This window comes from Caballeronia grimmiae (genome assembly GCF_000698555.1).
Classification (GTDB): Bacteria; Pseudomonadota; Gammaproteobacteria; order Burkholderiales; family Burkholderiaceae; genus Caballeronia; species Caballeronia grimmiae.
On record NZ_JFHE01000014.1, the window covers coordinates 113,251 to 130,274 of the forward strand.

Genomic DNA, 17,024 nt, shown 5'->3' on the forward strand with positions numbered 1-17,024 from the left:
GCGCTGCTCGAGTTCTTGGCGTACCGCGCGGCTCGCCAGCGTCTCTCACTCGCAACGTGCCCGCCTTGCCACCCGGTTCCATTGATGAAGCCGGGCGGCGCGAGCCTGAGTCACGACAACGTGTCCTTCTCTACCACCTCAAGACGACTTGCGCACCCGCAGATACCAGTCGCACAGCAGGCGGACCTGCTTCGGGGTGTAACCCTTCGCGACCATGCGATTGACGAAGTCCTCGTGCTTTCTCTGCTCTTCCGCCGATCCCTTCGCATTGAACGAGATGACCGGCAGGAGTTCTTCCGTGTTGGAGAACATCTTCTTCTCGATCACGACGCGCAGCTTTTCGTAGCTGATCCACGCGGGATTCTTGCCCCCGTTGGCCGCACGCGCACGCAACACGAAGTTCACGATCTCGTTGCGGAAGTCCTTCGGGTTGCTGATGCCCGCGGGCTTCTCGATCTTCTCCAGTTCCGCATTGAGCGCGGCACGGTCGAAGCTCTCGCCGGTGTCGTGGTCGCGGAACTCCTGATCCTGAATCCAGAAGTCCGCATACGTCACGTAGCGATCGAAGATGTTTTGTCCATACTCGGAATACGACTCCAGATACGCGGTTTGAATCTCCTTGCCGATGAATTCCGCATACCGCGAAGCCAGCACGTCCTTGATGAAGGACAGGTACTTCTGCTCCGTTTCCGGCGGGAACTGCTCCCGTTCGATCTGCTGTTCCAGTACGTACATCAGATGCACGGGATTGGCCGCGACTTCGGTCGAATCGAAGTTGAAGACGCGCGAGAGGATCTTGAAGGCGAAGCGTGTGGAGACACCCGTCATGCCTTCATCGACACCGGCGAAATCGCGATACTCCTGATACGACTTCGCCTTCGGGTCCGTGTCTTTCAGGTTCTCGCCGTCATAGACCTGCATCTTCGAGAAGAGACTCGAATTCTCCGGTTCGTGCAGGCGCGTGAGGACCGCCATCTGCGCCATCATCTTGAGCGTGCCGGGCGCGCATACCGCATCCGCCAGCGACGAGTTGCGCAAGAGCTTCTCGTAGATCTTGACCTCTTCACCGTAGCGCAGGCAATACGGCACCTTGACCACGAAGATCCGGTCGAGGAGTGCCTCGTTGTTCTTGTTGTTGCGGAACGCCTTCCATTCCGACTCGTTCGAGTGCGCGAGAATCACGCCGTCGAACGGGATCGCGCCGAAGCCTTCCGTGCCCTTGAAATTGCCTTCCTGCGTCGCGGTCAGCAACGGATGCAGCACCTTGATCGGCGCCTTGAACATTTCGACGAATTCGAGCAAGCCCTGATTGGCCAGGCACAGGCCGCCGGAGTAGCTGTACGCATCGGCGTCGTCCTGCGAATACGTTTCGAGCTTGCGGATATCCACCTTGCCGACGAGCGAGGAGATGTCCTGGTTGTTCTCGTCGCCCGGCTCCGTCTTGGCGATACCGATTTGCCGCAGGATCGACGGATAGCGGCGCACGACGCGGAACTTGCGGATATCGCCGTTGTATTCATGCAGGCGCTTGACCGCCCACGGCGAAAGAATGCTTTTGAGGTAGCGGCGCGGAATGCCGTATTGCTCTTCGAGCACGGGGCCGTCTTCGTCGTAATCGAAAAGGCCGAGCGGCGATTCGTTGACGGGCGAGCCCTTCAGCGAATAGAACGGCACGCGCTCCATGAGTTGCTTCAGACGTTCGGCGATCGACGACTTGCCGCCGCCCACCGGACCCAGCAGATACAGGATCTGCTTCTTCTCTTCGAGACCCTGCGCAGCGTGCCGGAAATACGACACCACGTTCTCGATCACCTCTTCCATTCCGTAGAATTCGCGGAACGCCGGATACACCTTGATGACCTTGTTTGCAAACACGCGCGACAGCCGCGGATCGAGACGCGTGTCGACCATTTCGGGTTCACCGATGGCCGTCAGCATGCGTTCGCCGGCTGTTGCGTATGTGGCAGGATCTTCCTTGCAGAGCGCGAGATACTCTTCCAGCGAGAACTCTTCCTCGCGCGTTTTTTCGAAGCGGGTCGCGAAACTGCTGTAGATATCCATGCTACCTCCTCGCCGAAGTCAGAAAGCCTTGGTCGTCCCGACGCGCGTTATCGAAACGACATCGCTTGAATTCATCCTAAACCCTTTCGAATTTTTTTTCACGCACTAGCTAATATGATTTGCTTCGAAGCTCCTTCGAACAATCACTAGCTTGGTGAGTTATTTTCGTTCACCTACAATCCTCAGTCCCGATGTCGGCATTGTCGTGTTCGCTGCATCGCGCTTTCGTTGTGTTCCAACAGCCTCGTTCCGCCAAAGTGGTGGCGTGGGGCGAACGCATCGCTCGATGCGCTTCCTGTTGCGCACAGATGGCATCGGTCACGTGAGCACGAGTTCGAGTTCGCCGATGCGATCGATCGCGCCATGCACCATCGACGGCCCCTCCACGCGATACGCGCCCGTATAGGATCCGGTGGTGATGGTCCAGAAGGGCTCGACGGTCAAACCCATGCGGGAACAATGGTTGACGAGCCAGGGCAGCAATTCGCGAGGATCGCCCGCAGGATTGCCTAGCGTAGCCGGAGCAATCCCCACGCCATCGAGAGTGAGTTCGAGCCGCGGCGCGAGAAAATCGAAGCCCGGTGCGACGACGTCGTAAGGCTCCATGCCGCTCGTGATGAGCGCGCCGTTGTTCTGCGCATCCGCAAGCTGTGCAAGCGGGTCGAGATTCGGCCATTGCGCGAAACGGCTATCGACCACTTCGAGCGCGACCGCCATGCCGCCGATTGCCGCGAACACTTCGGCGCGCGTATAGGGCTCGGATTTCGGGGGCAAGGCATAGGCGAAGCGAAACGCTATTTCGAGTTCCACCAGCACGCGAAAGAAGCTGCTGCAAGGCAGGCGCGCGGGCGACACATATACGCATTCCGCATCGATGGGTGCGCCCGTGGCAAGCGAATCGGGTGCGCGCGCGCCGATCTTCCAGGCGCCGATGCGCGCTTTCGTATCGCGCAGGACTTCGTGCTGAATGGCGTAGGCGGTGTGCGCGTCGGGGGGAAGATCGCGCTCTTCGAGCGAGTCGATCAGTTGATGCTGACGCCGCGCTGCAACGAGCTTTGCGGCGAGTGTCGATCCGGTCATGTTGCTATCCTCGTGTGAACGATGACACACAGTGCAACAGTGTACGGGCTGCCGGATCGATTTGCGTTTGCCCTTGCTGGCGTCATGTAGCCACGCGACGCACGACGCTTGAACGAATCGTGAACGGACGATTGCAGCGCGTCCGCGCCTTCGCGAAGCAGGCGCCGCTTATTTCGACACTTCGTTCCGATGCGGAATCGACGGCTGCGCGCCTTCGCGCGTCACGGCGAGCGCGGCGGCGCGCTGGCCGAACGCGATCGCATCGGCGACGGCGCTGCCGCGTGCAAGCTCCGCCGCGAATCCGCCGATGAACGTATCGCCGGCGGCGGTGGTGTCCACGGCCTCGACCTTCGGTGAGGGCAGGTGCCGGCCATCATCATCGCCATGAAGCAGCGCATACACGCCCTGCCCGCCCAGCGTCACGATGACGTTGCGCGCCCCCTTGGCCTTCAGCGCGTGCGCGGCGCGGCGCGCATCGTCGGGCGTGGAGATCGGAGCGCCGGTCAGCGTGCCGGCCTCGAGTTCATTCGGAATCAGATAGTCGACGAGGGGAAACCAGTCGGCGGGCAAGGCGCTCGCGGCGGGCGCGGGGTTGAGAATCGTCGTGCGTCCGAGCCTTCGCCCTGCGGCGAGCGCCGCGCGCACGGTTTCGGCCGGTGTTTCGAGCTGGCAGACGATGACATCCGCCTGCGCCAGCATGTCCTCCTGCGCGCCGATGCGCTCAGGCGTCACCTCGGCGTTGCTGCCCGCGACGATGACGATCGCGTTCTGGCTCGCGTCATCGACGATGATGAGCGCCACGCCCGTCGGCGCGTGCTCGCTCGTGGCCAGCGCCGTGCAGTCGATGCCTTCCGCTTCGAGGCTGCTCTTGAGCGTCGCGCCGTTCGTGTCGTTGCCGACGCAGCCAATCATCGCGACCTGCGCACCGAGGCGCGCCGCCGCGACCGCCTGATTGCCGCCCTTGCCGCCCGGCACCTGCGCGAACGCGTGCCCCGCGAGCGTTTCGCCCGGCAGCGGCAGGCGCGGCGCGCGCGCGACGAGATCCATGTTGAGGCTGCCGACCACGGTCACGCGGCCGCGCGAGGTCGGGTTCGGCTTGGCTTTGTCGGTCATCGTGTTGAGTGTTTGTCGATCGAAGGGTTATTCGGCGTTCACCGCGACGGTCCGGCCACGCGCGGCGCGGAACGTCTGCGGGGCCACCGCCGTCGATTCGCGGCGCACGAGGCGCGGCGGCACGACGCGGCGGCGCGTCGGACCCGGCAGCTTACCCGTAATGCGCTCGATGAGCGTCTGCGCAGCCATCTCGCCGAGCGAGCGCACCGACTGGCCGACCGTCGACAGCGCGGGATACGTGTAGCGCGACAGTTCGACGTCGTCGAAACCGATGATCGAGCAATCCTCCGGCACGCGAATGCCGCGTTCCGCCGCCGCACGCAGCGCGCCGATGCCCATCATGTCGTTGCACGCGAAGATCGCGGTCGGCTTCATCGAATCGAAAAGTTGCGAGGCCGCCGCGTAGCCGCCCGTCGCCGAAAAGTCGCTCTGCACGATCGCGTCCGGACCGATTCCGACGCCGCTTTCGGCCATCGCGCGAATGAAGCCGTGCAGGCGCATTGCGCTCACCGCCGTTCCCGCCGGACCCGTGATGCAGCCGATATCCGAATGGCCGAGTTGCAGCAGATGCCTCGTCGCACAATACGCGCCCTTCTCGTGGTCGATCTGCACGAGATCGGCCGAGATGCCCTCGATGTTTCTATCGACGATCAAAAGCGGCTCGCGCGCGTTCGCGAGGCATTGCGCAAGCACCGCATCCTCGCCCGCCGATGCGATCACCAGCCCGTCGATGCGCTTTTCCTGCAACACGCGCAGATAGTTGCGCTGCTTGGCGGGATCGTCGTCGGAGTTGCAGAAGAACACGCAGTAGCCGTTCTTCGCGCAGCCGTCCTCGACGCCGCGCGCCAGTTCCGCGAAGTACGGATTCGTCGCGTTCGGCACGAGCAGGCCGATCGTCGCCGTCGAGCGCGCCTTGAGCGATCGCGCAACCGCCGACGGCACGTAGTCCAGCTCGCGAATCGCCCGCTCGACCTTCGCCCGCACATCGGCGGACACCGGCCTCGAATTGTTCACTACGTGGGACACCGTCGTAAACGACACCCCGGCAATGGCTGCCACGTCTTTGATCGTCGCCATACATCGTCCTTCGCTTTTCTGGTCCAACTGCTCTTGTCGACCGGATACGTTCCGTGCGCACGGCCCTCCCGTACGCAATTGCCGCTCCCCGTTGCTCCACGCGTGCAAACGGAAACGCCCGGTTCCTCTTTTTTCGTCGCCACGCTGCACCGCGACGTCCTGCCGATACTGCCCTCAGGCGCGCTTGCGCCTGCTGCGATACGTGTCCAGCACCACTGCCACCACGATCACCGCGCCCGTGATGATTCGCTTCGTCGGCTCGTTCGCGCCGATCTGCGCGAGCCCCGCCGCGAGCACCGAGATGATCAGAACGCCGAAAAAGGTGCTGATGACCGAGCCGCGCCCGCCCATCAGACTCGTTCCGCCGATCACCACCGCCGCGATCACCTGAAGCTCCACTCCCGCGCCCGCGTTCGGATCGGCGGCTTCGAGGCGCGAGATCTGAAACAGCGCCGCGAGCCCGGAAAGCGCGCCCATCAGCGAGAAAACGATTACCTTGTACGGCCGCGGGTCCACGCCCGCAAGCCGGACCGCTTCCTCGTTCGTGCCTATCCCTACCAGATATCGGCCGAAAATCGTCCGAGTCAAGACCCAATGCGCAATGATCATCACCGCGACCGCGATCAGGAACGCGGGCGAGATGCCGAACGCGATCGGATTCGAGAGAAAGTCGAACGCGTCGCCGATATAAGCGGTGCGCGAATTCGTCATCTGGTACGCGAGGCCGCGCGCCGCTTCCAGCACGCCGAGCGACACGATGAACGACGGAATCCGCCACGCGACCGTCACCAGGCCCGTGACCGTGCCCGTCAGCGCGGCGGCGGCAAGGCCGATCAGCGCCGCCGGAAACGCCGGCCAGTGCCACTTGAGCGCCGCGACGCTCACCACCGACGCACCGAGCGCCAGCACCGACCCCACCGAAAGGTCGATGCCCGCGATGATCAGCACGAAGGTCATGCCGATCGACATCACGACGAGATCCGGTATCTGGTTCGCGATCGTGCTGAACGTGTCGTACGTCAGAAAGTGCGAACTCAGCACTGAAAACAGCGCGATCATCGCGGCCAGCGCGCCCGCCAGTCCGATGTAGTTCGAGAACCCAAGGCGCGTGCCGGCGCCCTTCGCCGTCTTCGGTGCATCGGCTGAGAGCTTCGCGTCGGTCTGGCCCGTCATTCAATGCTCCACGAAAGTGTCTTGTTCCGGCGGCTTCGCATCGGGCGCGAGCGGCTCGTGCAGCATCGCCTCGCGCTTTGCATAGCCCGCGAACGCCGCAGCGAGCAGCGCGTCCTGCGTCCAGCTGTCGCGCTCGAAGATGCCCGTCATCTTTCCCGCCGACATCACGCCGATGCGGTCGCAAATCAGCATCAGCTCGCGCAGGTCGCTCGATACCACCACGAGCGCCCGGCCTTCGCGAGCGAGCGCGCCCATCAATCCGTAGATGTCGAATTTCGCACCGACATCGATGCCGCGCGTCGGTTCGTCGAACAGCAGCACGCGGCACGCTTCGCGGCCTTCGCGCGCAAGCCAGCGGCCGATCACCACTTTCTGCTGATTGCCGCCCGACAGTTCCGACACGGCCTGCGCCGGGCCGGACGTGCGCACGCGCATCGCGTCGATCTGCCGCTGCGCAAGCGTTGCCTCGCGGCGTGCGTCGATCACGCCATGACGCGCCACCGCGCCGACATTGCCGAGTGAAACGTTCGCGGCGATGGGCAGGGCGAGCAGCAGGCCCTCGCCCTTGCGGTCCTCCGTAATGAGCGCAATGCCGTGCTTCACCGCGTCCGACGGCGACTGCACGTGCACCGGCTGCAACGTTTGCCCGTTGCGGGCGATCGACACCGTGCCCGCGTCCGCGCGATCCGCGCCGTAAATCAGGCGCATCAGTTCCGTGCGGCCCGCGCCGATCAGCCCGCTTACGCCGAAAATCTCGCCTGCGCGGACATCGAACGAAACGTCGCGCACCGCCTGGCCGCGCGTCAGGCCGTCCACTTTCAAGACGACATCGCCCAGGCGCTTCTCGCCAAGATCGATGCGCTCGCCAAGCTCACGCCCGACCATCAGCGTCACGAGCTGTTCGCTCGACAGCGCGTCCATCGGGCCGATATGGACGAGGCGTCCGTCGCGCAGGACGGCTGCCCGCTCCGCGATGCGCCGCAATTCCTCCAGCCGATGCGAGATGTACACGAGCGCCACGCCGCGCGCTTTCAGCCGCGCGATCTGCTCGAACAGCAGATCGACTTCGCGGGCGGTCAGCATCGCGGTCGGCTCGTCGAGAATCAGCACGCGGCAATCGCCGATCAGATTGCGGGCGATCTCCACCATCTGCTGATGACCGATGCCGAGATCGCCGACGAGCGTGTCCGGATCGATTGCATCCAGCCCGACTTGCGCCATCGCGTGACGGGCGTCGTCGGCAAGACGCTTGCGGTCGATCCAGCCGAACTTCACGCGGCCTTTCTGCGGCAGCCGGTTCAGGAACAGGTTTTCGGCGACGGAAAGCGTCGGCAGCAGATTCAGTTCCTGCATGACCATCCGCACGCCGAGCGCTTCCGCGTCGGTGCGGCTCTGGGGCGCATACGGGTGGCCCGCGAGCGTCATCGCGCCGGTGGTCGGATCGGCGAGACCGCCGATGACCTTCGACAGCGTGCTCTTGCCTGCGCCGTTCTCGCCCGTCAACGCGAGCACCTCGCCGGGCCTGAGCCCGAGCGAAACGTCGGTCAGCACCGGCTCGACATAGGTCTTGCCGATGCCCGCGACCGTCAGCACGCAGGGGTCCGCATCGTTCATATTGGCGTAGGGTCGGTCAAAGCTGGGTCAGCATCCTCGCTTGCTTCAAACTCGCTTTCTTCAAACTTTCGGGCTGCGTCTTTCGTCCGCGCCCGTGCGCGTTTTAACGGCACGATGGCCGCTAACTTGAGGACGGTCGGTTCGCGCCCCCACGCTCGCGGCCTTGCGACTTACTTCGTGACCAGATCGACCGGAGTTTCCACCACGGTCGACAATGTTGATTGCTTCTGATGGCCCGCGATCGCCTTGAGCGCCACGTCGATGCCGAACACCGCCTGTTTCGCGGCGTATTGATCAGCGGTGGCGAGCACGCGGCCGTCCTTCAGCATCGGCTTGATTGCGTTGATGTTGTCGTAGCCGACCACCTGCACCTTGCCGGCCTTGCCCGCGGCGCGCACCGCCGACACCGCGCCGATCGCCATGTTGTCGTTTCCGCACAGGAGCGCCTTGACGTTCGGATTCGCGTTGAGAATCTGCGAGGCGACCGCGTTGCCCTTGTCGATTTCCCAGTCGCCCGATTGCAGCGCGACCACTTTCATGCCGCCCGCGTCCATCGCGTCCTTGAAGCCGGCGGTGCGCTGCTGCGCGTTCGTCGTGGTCGACACGCCTTCGATGATCCCCACTTCATCGCCCTTCTTGAGGTGCTTCGCGAGATAGTCGCCGACCTGACGCGCGCCTTTGCGATTGTCCGGTCCGACGAACGGCACGTTCAGATCCTTCGACTTCAGCACGTCCTGATCGAGCCGGTTGTCGATATTCACGACGATGATCCCGGCATCCGCCGCCTTCTTGATGACCGGCACGAGCGCCTTCGAATCCGCCGGCGCGATGACGAGCGCATCGACCTTGGAGACGATCATCTGCTCGACGATGCGGATCTGCGCGGCGGTATCCGTTTCGTCCTTGATGCCGTTGGTGATGAGATCGAACTTGGCGGCGTTCTTCTGCTGGTATTCCTTCGCGCCGGTTTCCATCGTCAGGAAGAACTCGTTGGCGAGCGACTTCATCACGAGGGCGACTTTCGGCTTGGCCGCGCCCTGCGCGAACGCGGACGACGATGCAAACGGCAACGCGGCGCACACGGCCAGCGCGACGGCAGCCGACAGAACGCGGCGGCGAACGATTGATTCCATGCGGATCTCCTCCAGTGCTTTCATTGGTGTTTTCGGTCGGGCGAAGTGGCCGGAACTGCGGATTGCAACGTTTGCCCGCCGTCGATTCTCGTAGCTGCCTGGCGAGCGGTCAAATGGGACTAACGTGTAGGAAGTGCTCCAGACGCGCCGTGCGATACGCCGCTCAAAGCCCCTCGACGGACTCGCCTTCGACTTCGTTGTCGACGATCTTGCGTCCATATTCGATACCGGCGCGCGTGGCATCGATCGGGCTGTCGAACGGTTCCTGAGCGGGCACGCCGAACATGGCCTCGCGTCCGCTTTCGCCCGCCGCGCTGCGCGAAATGGTCACGAAGATGTCGAAGTGGCGTGGACCGTCGTCGGGCTCGCCGCGCTCGTGCGCGCGGCGCATGGCCTGTACGCGGATTTCGAAGCCCTTGTAGTGATCGGCGAGCGGCGTGGACATGAGGCGGCTCCTTCTATCGTGGAAGAATTGGCGCGCAATGCGCCGAACCAATGACTCGACCTTACGGAAACCGCCGGTCGCTCGTCTTCGCGAAAGGACGATGCAAGCGTAATGTTGCAGCGGCGTCGAATGTCACCTTATCGCACACTTTGCAGGAACCCGGTTTGCCATAATGCGCGGGCGGGTCATCGATACTCGCTGTCCTAACAAGATGTCACTTACTCAGGGAGCGTCCCCATGAACATGCGAGCTACTGCGCTCATTGCCGTGTTGAGTCTCACACTCGGCGCGAACACGGCTTTTGCTGCCAACAGCCAGCAATCGAAGATGTCCGAATGCAACAAGCAGGCGGCCGACAAGAAAGGCGATGACCGCAAGGCCTTCATGAAGAGCTGTTTGTCTGCATCGGCATCGGCATCGGCGCCTGCCGAGGCTTCCGCGCCGATGACGCAGCAGCAGCGCATGACGGCGTGCAATTCGCAGGCGTCCGGCAAGAAAGGCGACGATCGCAAGGCGTTCATGAAGAGCTGCCTGTCGAGCGCTCCGGCTGCGGCCGCTTCGGAACCGATGACTCAGCAGCAGCGCATGACGGCGTGCAACACGCAGGCGACCGGCAAGAGCGGCGACGACCGCAAGGCCTTCATGAAAAGCTGTCTGAGCAACAAGGGCTAAGCACCCCTCTCGATCCGGGCCGCGCTGTTCGCGCGGCCTGTCGTCTTTTCTCTGCTTGCCGGCCGATATTGCACTGCAACCACGCAAGTGATTCGCGCCGCCGTCTTTTTCTCCTAAGATGGCGCGAAGGCGGCCCTTCGACAATACAAGAAATACGCCATCGGCCGCCGCTCGTCTAGCGCAGCGTCCCGCTTCGCAAGGAGGCACGGATGGCATGGAAGCACAAGAACCGCTGGTTCCGCCGGTGGCTCCTGACGATCACCTTTTGGGCCGTGCCCGTGATGATCGTTGCGGTCAACGAGGCGCGCGAGGAGATGGCCTACAACAAGGTCGATCTTCAGAAGTCGCTTGCCACGTGGGAGTTGACCGATGCACAGCGCGCAACGGGCGCCGCCGGCCGCTGTCACGGCGATCCGGACGAGGCGCGCGCCGCCGGCTGCCCCGCCGACATCCTGCTCGCCAATGCGCAGAAGCATCAGGAAGCGCTCGACGAATACGCGCATCGCAAGGCGACGCTCGCCGATTATCTTTGGCACGCCTTCGTCGGCTACTGGATAACGCCTGCCGCGTTCTTACTCGTCCTCGGCATGACGATCGGCGCGATTCGCCGTGCGCTCAGGCGGCCCGCGCAGGCGCCGCGCCCTGTCGCACCGACTCATCCGACGGAAGTAAAAACGACGAGCCATCCCTGAGTCTGCGCCGGGTACGGTCGTTGCTACTGCCAACGGCGGCGTTCCTGTAACACGCGCAAAAGGGTGCGGCGCAATTAGTGCATGGCGGATGCGACGCCTGCGGCAAACTGACCAGTCGATCGATGAGCTTTCAGATAACGTTCGGAAAACTTGACGTTTTGCCGCTGGCAGCATGCAATGGATGGACATCGCCGATGTCCCGTTCGTGTGACTCGCGCTCATCGGCCGGGTCTCGCGTTTCGTTGTCGCTGTGCTATAACTTGGCGTGCCTCACCCTCCCGCTCTATGGGGTTTCCTAATTCCACGATGGAGAACAATGATGCAAAGACGAAACTTCATGCTCAAGTCGACGGCCGTGTTGGCGCTGGGAGGCCTCGCGCTTGCCGGTTGCACGACCAATTCGAACACGGGCGCTGAAAAAGCCGCCAGTTCCGCCGATGACCGCCGTTCCATCGACGCTGACGTCGACGGCACCATCCAGCGTCTCTACACGACGGTTCCCGGCTCGCGCGAACTGGTCGCGAAGTCGCGCGGCATTCTCGTCTTCCCGTCGGTGATTCAGGCCGGCTTCATCGTCGGCGCCCAGTACGGCAAGGGTTCGCTGCGCGTGGGCGGCAGCACCGTCGGCTACTACAGCACGACGTCGGGCTCGTTCGGCCTGCAGGCGGGCGCGCAGTCGAAGGCGATCATCTTCCTGTTCATGACCCAGGACGCGCTCGACAAATTCCGTAATTCGGACGGCTGGGCTGCAGGCGTCGATGCATCGGTTGCGCTCGTGAAGATGGGCGCGAACGGCGCCGTCGATACGACCACCGCCACCGCGCCGGTCGAAGCGTTCGTGCTGACCAACGCGGGTCTGATGGCCGATGTCTCGCTGCAAGGCACGAAGGTCACGCGCCTCAAGATGTAACGGGCGTTTCATCCTTCACGGCAGCAAGCATGACCGCCGTGTGGCGCGACGCGAGGGTCGCGCCACACGGCGGTTTTTTTACGTCGTTGCGCTGTCGATCAGCTTGAACCGCGAGCGTTTCTGCGCACGCACCACGGCCCGATACGCATCCAGATACTGCCGCGCCATCCGGTGCGACGTGAAGCGTTCCTCGAAGCGTCTTCGCACACCCTCGCGCGGCAGCGTATGCAGCCGGTTGACGGCCGCGACCGCGCCGATCTCGTCTTCGACGATAAAGCCCGACACGCCCTCGTCCACCACTTCCGGCACGGCCCCGCGATTGAACGCGATGACAGGCGTGCCGCAGGCCATCGCTTCGATCATGGCGAGGCCGAAAGGCTCCGGCCAGTCGATCGGAAACAGCAGCGCGAGTGCGCCCGAAAGAAACTCGGCCTTCTGGCTATCGTTGATTTCGCCGATGTATTCGACATACGGCAATTCGAGAAGCGGCGCGATTTCACGCTCGAAATACTCGTGATCGGCGGCATCGACTTTGGCGGCGATCTTGATCGGCAGCCCGCAGCGCCCGGCGATGCGAATCGCCGTATCGACGCGCTTTTCCGGCGAAATGCGCCCGAGGAACGCCAGATACTTGTGCTCGACGGGCTGCGGCACGTAGAGCTTCTCCGGCAGCCCGTGATAGACCGTCGACACCCATTTCGCCTGCGGCAACGGATGCCGCTGCGCATCCGAAATGGACACGACCGGTGCGGTGTTGAAGGTATCGAATACGGGCTGCTGCTCCGGCAGATCGAGGCGGCCGTGCATCGTCGTGACGAACGGCGTCTCCTGCCGGTTGAAGAGCGAGAACGAGTAATAGTCCATGTGGAAATGCAGGACGTCGAACTCTTCGGCCCGGCGCCGCACCATTTCCATCAGCAGCATATGCGGCGCGATGCGGTCGCGAATCGCGGGGTCGAGCCGCAGCGCTCGCGGCCAGACCGATTCCAGCTTCGCGGTGGTCTGCGAATCGCCGGTGGCAAACAGCGTGACCTCGTGCCCCAGTTCGACGAGCGCTTCAGTCAGATACGACACGACACGCTCCGTGCCGCCATAGAGCTTCGGCGGCACCGATTCGGTCAGCGGGGCGATCTGGGCAATTCTCATCGTTCGTCTCCATGCATTTTCGACGTCCACCCGAACTCGACGCGCGGCCTCTCTGCCACGCGCTTCGAGTATGACAGCAGGGTGTAAGCGGGCTAACGAGGTGTTGCCCTAGGCGTCGATTCGCGAGAAGCCATTATCGCGGGCGAACGGCGGCGAAACAGCGCTTCCTTGCACTTTCAACACCTTGTTACAGGCGGGAAACACTCGTTTCGCGCGGCTGTTACTTGCGCCGGACGTCGCGTAGATCGGCGAGAAAATTGTCGCGCCAGACGCCGAGGTCGTACTTGCGCAGCGCGGCCATGTTCGCCTCGTAGCGTTGCTGCCGCTCGGCAAGCGGCATCGCGAGCGAGCGCGCGAGGGCGTCGCTCATGCCGACGACGTCATGCGGGTTCACCATCACCGCGCCGGACAACTCGCCCGCCGCGCCCGCGAACTGCGAGAGCACGAGCACGCCGGGGTCGTCGGGATTCTGCGCGGCGACATACTCCTTCGCGACGAGATTCATGCCGTCGCGCAGCGGCGTGACCAGCCCGATTTGCGACTCGCGAAACAGCGACATCAGCTTCCAGCGGTCGTATCGCTGATTCAGATAGCGGATCGGCGTGTAATCGAGGCCCGAAAAGCGCCCGTTGATGCGCCCTGCTTCGTACTCGAGGTTCTGCCGGATCTGCTGATAGGTCTCGACGTCCGAGCGCGTGGGCGGCGCGATCTGCACGAGCGTGACGTTGCCGCGCCACTCCGGCGATTTCTCCAGAAAATGCTCGAACGCGCGAAAGCGTTCGACGAGTCCCTTCGAATAATCGAGCCGGTCGACGCTCATGATGAGCTTGCGGCCTTCGAGGCTCTGTTTCAGGTCCATCACGTCCTGACGCGCCTCGCCGCGCTCGGCCTGCTCGGCGATTTCGTCCGGGAACACGCCGATGCGATACACGCCCGTCTTCAACTTTCGGCCGAACGCTTCGACCTGCCCGTCGCTCGTTGCCTTGCCGTGGGCGTGGCGCACGATGTAATCGTGGAACGCGATCTGATCGCCTTCGGTCTGGAAGCCGACGACGTCGTAGCAGCACAGCGACCGCACGAGTTCTTCATGCGGCGGAATGTTCAAGAGAATTTGCGGCGACGGAAACGGAATGTGAAGAAAGAAGCCAATCCGATTCGTGATGCCCTCGCTGCGCAACGCTTCGGCGAACGGAATCAGGTGATAGTCGTGGACCCAGATGACATCGTCGGGTTGCAGCAGCTTGATGAGCTTGTGCGCGAGCCACGAATTCACGCGGCGGTAGCCGGCATATTCGTCGCGGTCATAGACGGCGAGATCGTTGCGATAGTGGAACACGGGCCACAGCATCGCGTTCGAGAAACCGCGGTAGTACTGGTCGTAGTCCTTCTTCGGCAAGCCGACGGTGGCGAACGTGACCGCGCCGTCCTGCTCGAGCGACGGCCCCTGATTCGCGACGGTCTCGCTCACCACGTCTCCGCTCCAGCCGAACCAGACGCCGCCGCTGTCCTTCAGCGCGCCGAAGACGCCCACGGCGAGCCCGCCCGCGGAGCCCTTGGTTTCGGTCGGCGTGGCGACCCGGTTGGATACGACGACGAGACGGCTCATATGCATTCCTCTTGCGTTTTATTGTCTGCTGCGGGACACGAGCGGCCCGCTTCCAGCTTTTCGACTAGCAAACGGCGTGCGGGTTTCAACGCGGTGCGCGGCGAGCGCATTGAACGACGGAAAGAGAAGCGCGGGCGGCGTGAGACAGCCCCCGTCGGGCCATCGGCACGCGGGCTTGCTTCGAAAAACAACGCGACGGCCGGCGGCGAGCCGTGTGAGTTTCGCCGCCAGCCGCCTAACACATGCTCAACGCTCCGCCTTGCACGGAAACGCTTTACCGAGGCCCAGCGAGACCATCGTCGTTGCGTTGAAGGCTGCTTTGTCGGGGTTATCGGCGATGTACTTGCGCACCGCATCCGTCAACTGTTGCGGCTTCACATCGGTGGGCAGGCAGAAGTACTGGCCGACCTGCGGCCCCGTGGTCCCGCCGATCGCTTCGATCGTGTTGTAGATGCCGTCCGCCGCGCCTTCGATATAGGCGGCGCAGGCCGTGCGCGAGTTGGGATCGGTCTTCGTGCAGAGCGTGTTGAGATCGTTGCCCGTGAACGCGAACGCGCAAACCGGCGTCGCGAGTGCACAGGCGATGACGAATTCCCGCAGCATGATCTTCCTTGTATGTTGATCGGCGGCTTGATGGGCGAAGGCGGTCAGGCCCGGCCGCCCTTGCCCGGATTCATGTCGGCGTGACGATATTGCGCGTCGATCCGCGTTATTTTGACCCATTTGCGCCGCTTTGCGGAGCGCCACCCTGCATTGCATCGAGGCGCGCCTGCAGGCCTTCCGCGACATCGCGTTCGTTGTACTTGCGTGCGAAATCCACCGCGGTCATGCCGAGCTGATTCTTCACGCGCAAGTCCGCGCCTTCATCGAGCAGTAGCTTGCACGTCGACAGATGACCGCCGCGTGCGGCCATCATCAGCGGTGTCGTGCCGTTCGGCGATCCCGCGTCGATATAGGCCGAATGGTCCAGCAAAATCTTGACGACGTCGTCATGGCCGTTGGTCGCCGCGTAATGCAGCGGTGTCCAGCCCTTCTTGTTCACTTCCGCCTCTTTCGCGATCAGCAGATTAACGAATGTCGCGTCGCCGTTGAGCGCGGCGAGCATCATTGCATTTTCGCCCGCCGGATCGGCTTTTTCGAGGTCGATGTTCGGGTTATCGGCAAGAAGCTGGCCGACTTTATCCGACTTCTCCCGCGCCGCGATGACGAGGATCGGCGCGCCGGTATTGTCGACCGTATTCGGGTCCGCGCCCTGCGCCAGTTGTTTCTTGACCGCCGAGACGTCGTCGAATTTGACCGCCTTGATGAGCGAATCCACGGACGCGGCCCACACCGGCTGCGCAAACGCGCACGCCGCGACGAGCGCGCCCGCAAAAAGGCCGCGCACCGTCGCGCGCCGGGCGCGGTTCGTCGTGGAGAGAGTGGAAATCATCGGGGAATTGTTCATGGTGGACCTTCGCATTGCTTCAATACAGGGGATTCGCCGCGCTTCGCTTTGGAGACGCTCAGGCCGAAGCCGCCGGCCGGGCGATCTTGAACAGCCGGAAAAAGTTGTCGGTGGTGGCCTGCGCGACCGCTTCGTCCGTCTCTTCGCGCAATTGCGCGATGAAGCGTCCGACATAACTGACGTAAGCAGGTTCATTCGGCTTGCCGCGATACGGCACCGGCGCGAGATACGGCGAGTCCGTTTCGATCAGCAGCCGGTCGAGCGGCATGCGCCGCGCGACGTCCTGCACGTCGGTTGCCTTCTTGAACGTGACGATGCCCGACAGCGAGATATGAAAGCCCTGCGCGAGCGCCGCCTGCGCGACGTGCCACGGCTCGGTGAAGCAATGCATCACGCCGCCCGGCACGCTCGCCCGTTCCTCTTCCATGATGCGCAGCGTGTCTTCCGACGACGACCGCGTGTGGATGATGAGCGGCTTGCCCGTCGCGTGCGCGGCGCGAATGTGCGTGCGAAAGCGTTCGCGCTGCCATTCCATATCGGCGATGCTGCGCCCTTCCAGCCGATAGTAGTCGAGCCCGGTCTCGCCGATCGCGCACACCTTCGGATGCGCGGCCAGTTCGACGAGTTCCGCGACGCTCGGCTCCCTCATGTCCTCGTGATCCGGATGCACGCCGACCGACGCGTACACGTTTTCATGCTGCTCGGCGATAGCGAGCACGGAGGGCAGCGTTTCCAGATCGACGGACACGCACAGCGCATGCGTGACCGCGTGCTCGCGCATCTTGTCGAGCACGTCGGGCAGACGGTCGGCGAGGCCTTCGAAATTGATGTGACAGTGAGAATCGACGAACATCC

At 63.3% G+C, this 17,024-nt stretch carries 15 protein-coding genes and 2 pseudogenes; 4 read left to right on the forward strand and 13 right to left on the reverse strand.

Annotation, left to right across the window (positions count from 1 at the left end; genetic code table 11):
* Positions 1-138: 138 nt before the first annotated feature.
* From BG57_RS16530 to BG57_RS16565, 8 genes are all read right to left on the reverse strand, one after another.
* Entirely contained in the window at positions 139-2,061 is a 1,923-nt protein-coding gene (locus tag BG57_RS16530) for a PrkA family serine protein kinase (protein ID WP_035966243.1), read from the reverse strand.
* A gap of 318 nt (positions 2,062-2,379) precedes the next feature.
* Complete coding sequence (locus BG57_RS16535) at positions 2,380-3,141, reverse strand: 2-keto-4-pentenoate hydratase (RefSeq protein WP_035966244.1); 762 nt, start codon at positions 3,139-3,141, stop codon at positions 2,380-2,382.
* 168 nt (positions 3,142-3,309) lie between these two features.
* Positions 3,310-4,254, reverse strand: coding sequence for a ribokinase (gene rbsK, locus BG57_RS16540; RefSeq protein ID WP_035966245.1), 945 nt, complete (start codon positions 4,252-4,254; stop codon positions 3,310-3,312).
* 27 nt (positions 4,255-4,281) lie between these two features.
* Positions 4,282-5,331 (reverse strand): LacI family DNA-binding transcriptional regulator, encoded by a 1,050-nt coding sequence (locus BG57_RS16545; RefSeq protein WP_035966246.1) that lies wholly within the window; start codon positions 5,329-5,331, stop codon positions 4,282-4,284.
* Between the two features lie 174 nt (positions 5,332-5,505).
* Positions 5,506-6,504, reverse strand: coding sequence for an ABC transporter permease (locus BG57_RS16550; protein WP_035966247.1), 999 nt, complete (start codon positions 6,502-6,504; stop codon positions 5,506-5,508).
* On the reverse strand, positions 6,505-8,118 hold the full coding sequence (locus tag BG57_RS16555) for a sugar ABC transporter ATP-binding protein (protein WP_035966248.1): 1,614 nt from the start codon (positions 8,116-8,118) through the stop codon (positions 6,505-6,507).
* A 170-nt stretch (positions 8,119-8,288) separates the two neighbouring features.
* Positions 8,289-9,251 (reverse strand): sugar ABC transporter substrate-binding protein, encoded by a 963-nt coding sequence (locus BG57_RS16560; protein WP_035966305.1) that lies wholly within the window; start codon positions 9,249-9,251, stop codon positions 8,289-8,291.
* 163 nt (positions 9,252-9,414) lie between these two features.
* Positions 9,415-9,696, reverse strand: a complete 282-nt coding sequence (locus BG57_RS16565; protein WP_035966250.1) for a hypothetical protein — start codon at positions 9,694-9,696, stop codon at positions 9,415-9,417.
* Positions 9,697-9,933: 237 nt separating this feature from the next.
* Here BG57_RS16565 and BG57_RS16570 point away from each other — a divergent pair.
* The 4 genes and pseudogenes from BG57_RS16570 to BG57_RS16580 all read left to right on the forward strand — a co-directional run.
* Positions 9,934-10,245, forward strand: a pseudogene (locus BG57_RS16570) (PsiF family protein); the annotation flags it as partial.
* 30 nt (positions 10,246-10,275) lie between these two features.
* Positions 10,276-10,368: pseudogene (locus BG57_RS33805) on the forward strand (PsiF family protein); the annotation flags it as partial.
* A gap of 209 nt (positions 10,369-10,577) precedes the next feature.
* A complete protein-coding gene (locus BG57_RS16575) occupies positions 10,578-11,060 on the forward strand; it encodes a hypothetical protein (RefSeq protein ID WP_035966252.1) in 483 nt (160 codons plus the stop codon).
* Positions 11,061-11,379: 319 nt separating this feature from the next.
* Positions 11,380-11,970, forward strand: a complete 591-nt coding sequence (locus BG57_RS16580; RefSeq protein WP_035966309.1) for a BPSL1445 family SYLF domain-containing lipoprotein — start codon at positions 11,380-11,382, stop codon at positions 11,968-11,970.
* Between the two features lie 78 nt (positions 11,971-12,048).
* On the opposite strand, the gene BG57_RS16585 is transcribed toward BG57_RS16580, so the two are convergent.
* The 5 genes from BG57_RS16585 to BG57_RS16605 all read right to left on the reverse strand — a co-directional run bounded on the left by BG57_RS16585 (position 12,049) and on the right by BG57_RS16605 (position 17,022).
* The gene (locus tag BG57_RS16585) at positions 12,049-13,116 is read right to left on the reverse strand and encodes a glycosyltransferase family 4 protein (RefSeq protein WP_035966255.1); all 1,068 of its coding nucleotides are present in this window, start codon (positions 13,114-13,116) and stop codon (positions 12,049-12,051) included.
* Positions 13,117-13,336: 220 nt separating this feature from the next.
* A complete protein-coding gene (otsA, locus tag BG57_RS16590) occupies positions 13,337-14,722 on the reverse strand; it encodes an alpha,alpha-trehalose-phosphate synthase (UDP-forming) (RefSeq protein WP_035966256.1) in 1,386 nt (461 codons plus the stop codon).
* 246 nt (positions 14,723-14,968) lie between these two features.
* A complete protein-coding gene (locus BG57_RS16595) occupies positions 14,969-15,325 on the reverse strand; it encodes a Rap1a/Tai family immunity protein (protein ID WP_035966257.1) in 357 nt (118 codons plus the stop codon).
* A 106-nt stretch (positions 15,326-15,431) separates the two neighbouring features.
* Complete coding sequence (locus BG57_RS16600) at positions 15,432-16,169, reverse strand: ankyrin repeat domain-containing protein (RefSeq protein WP_229753807.1); 738 nt, start codon at positions 16,167-16,169, stop codon at positions 15,432-15,434.
* A 58-nt stretch (positions 16,170-16,227) separates the two neighbouring features.
* The gene (locus tag BG57_RS16605; protein ID WP_035966260.1) at positions 16,228-17,022 is read right to left on the reverse strand and encodes a TatD family hydrolase; all 795 of its coding nucleotides are present in this window, start codon (positions 17,020-17,022) and stop codon (positions 16,228-16,230) included.
* Positions 17,023-17,024 lie beyond the last annotated feature (2 nt).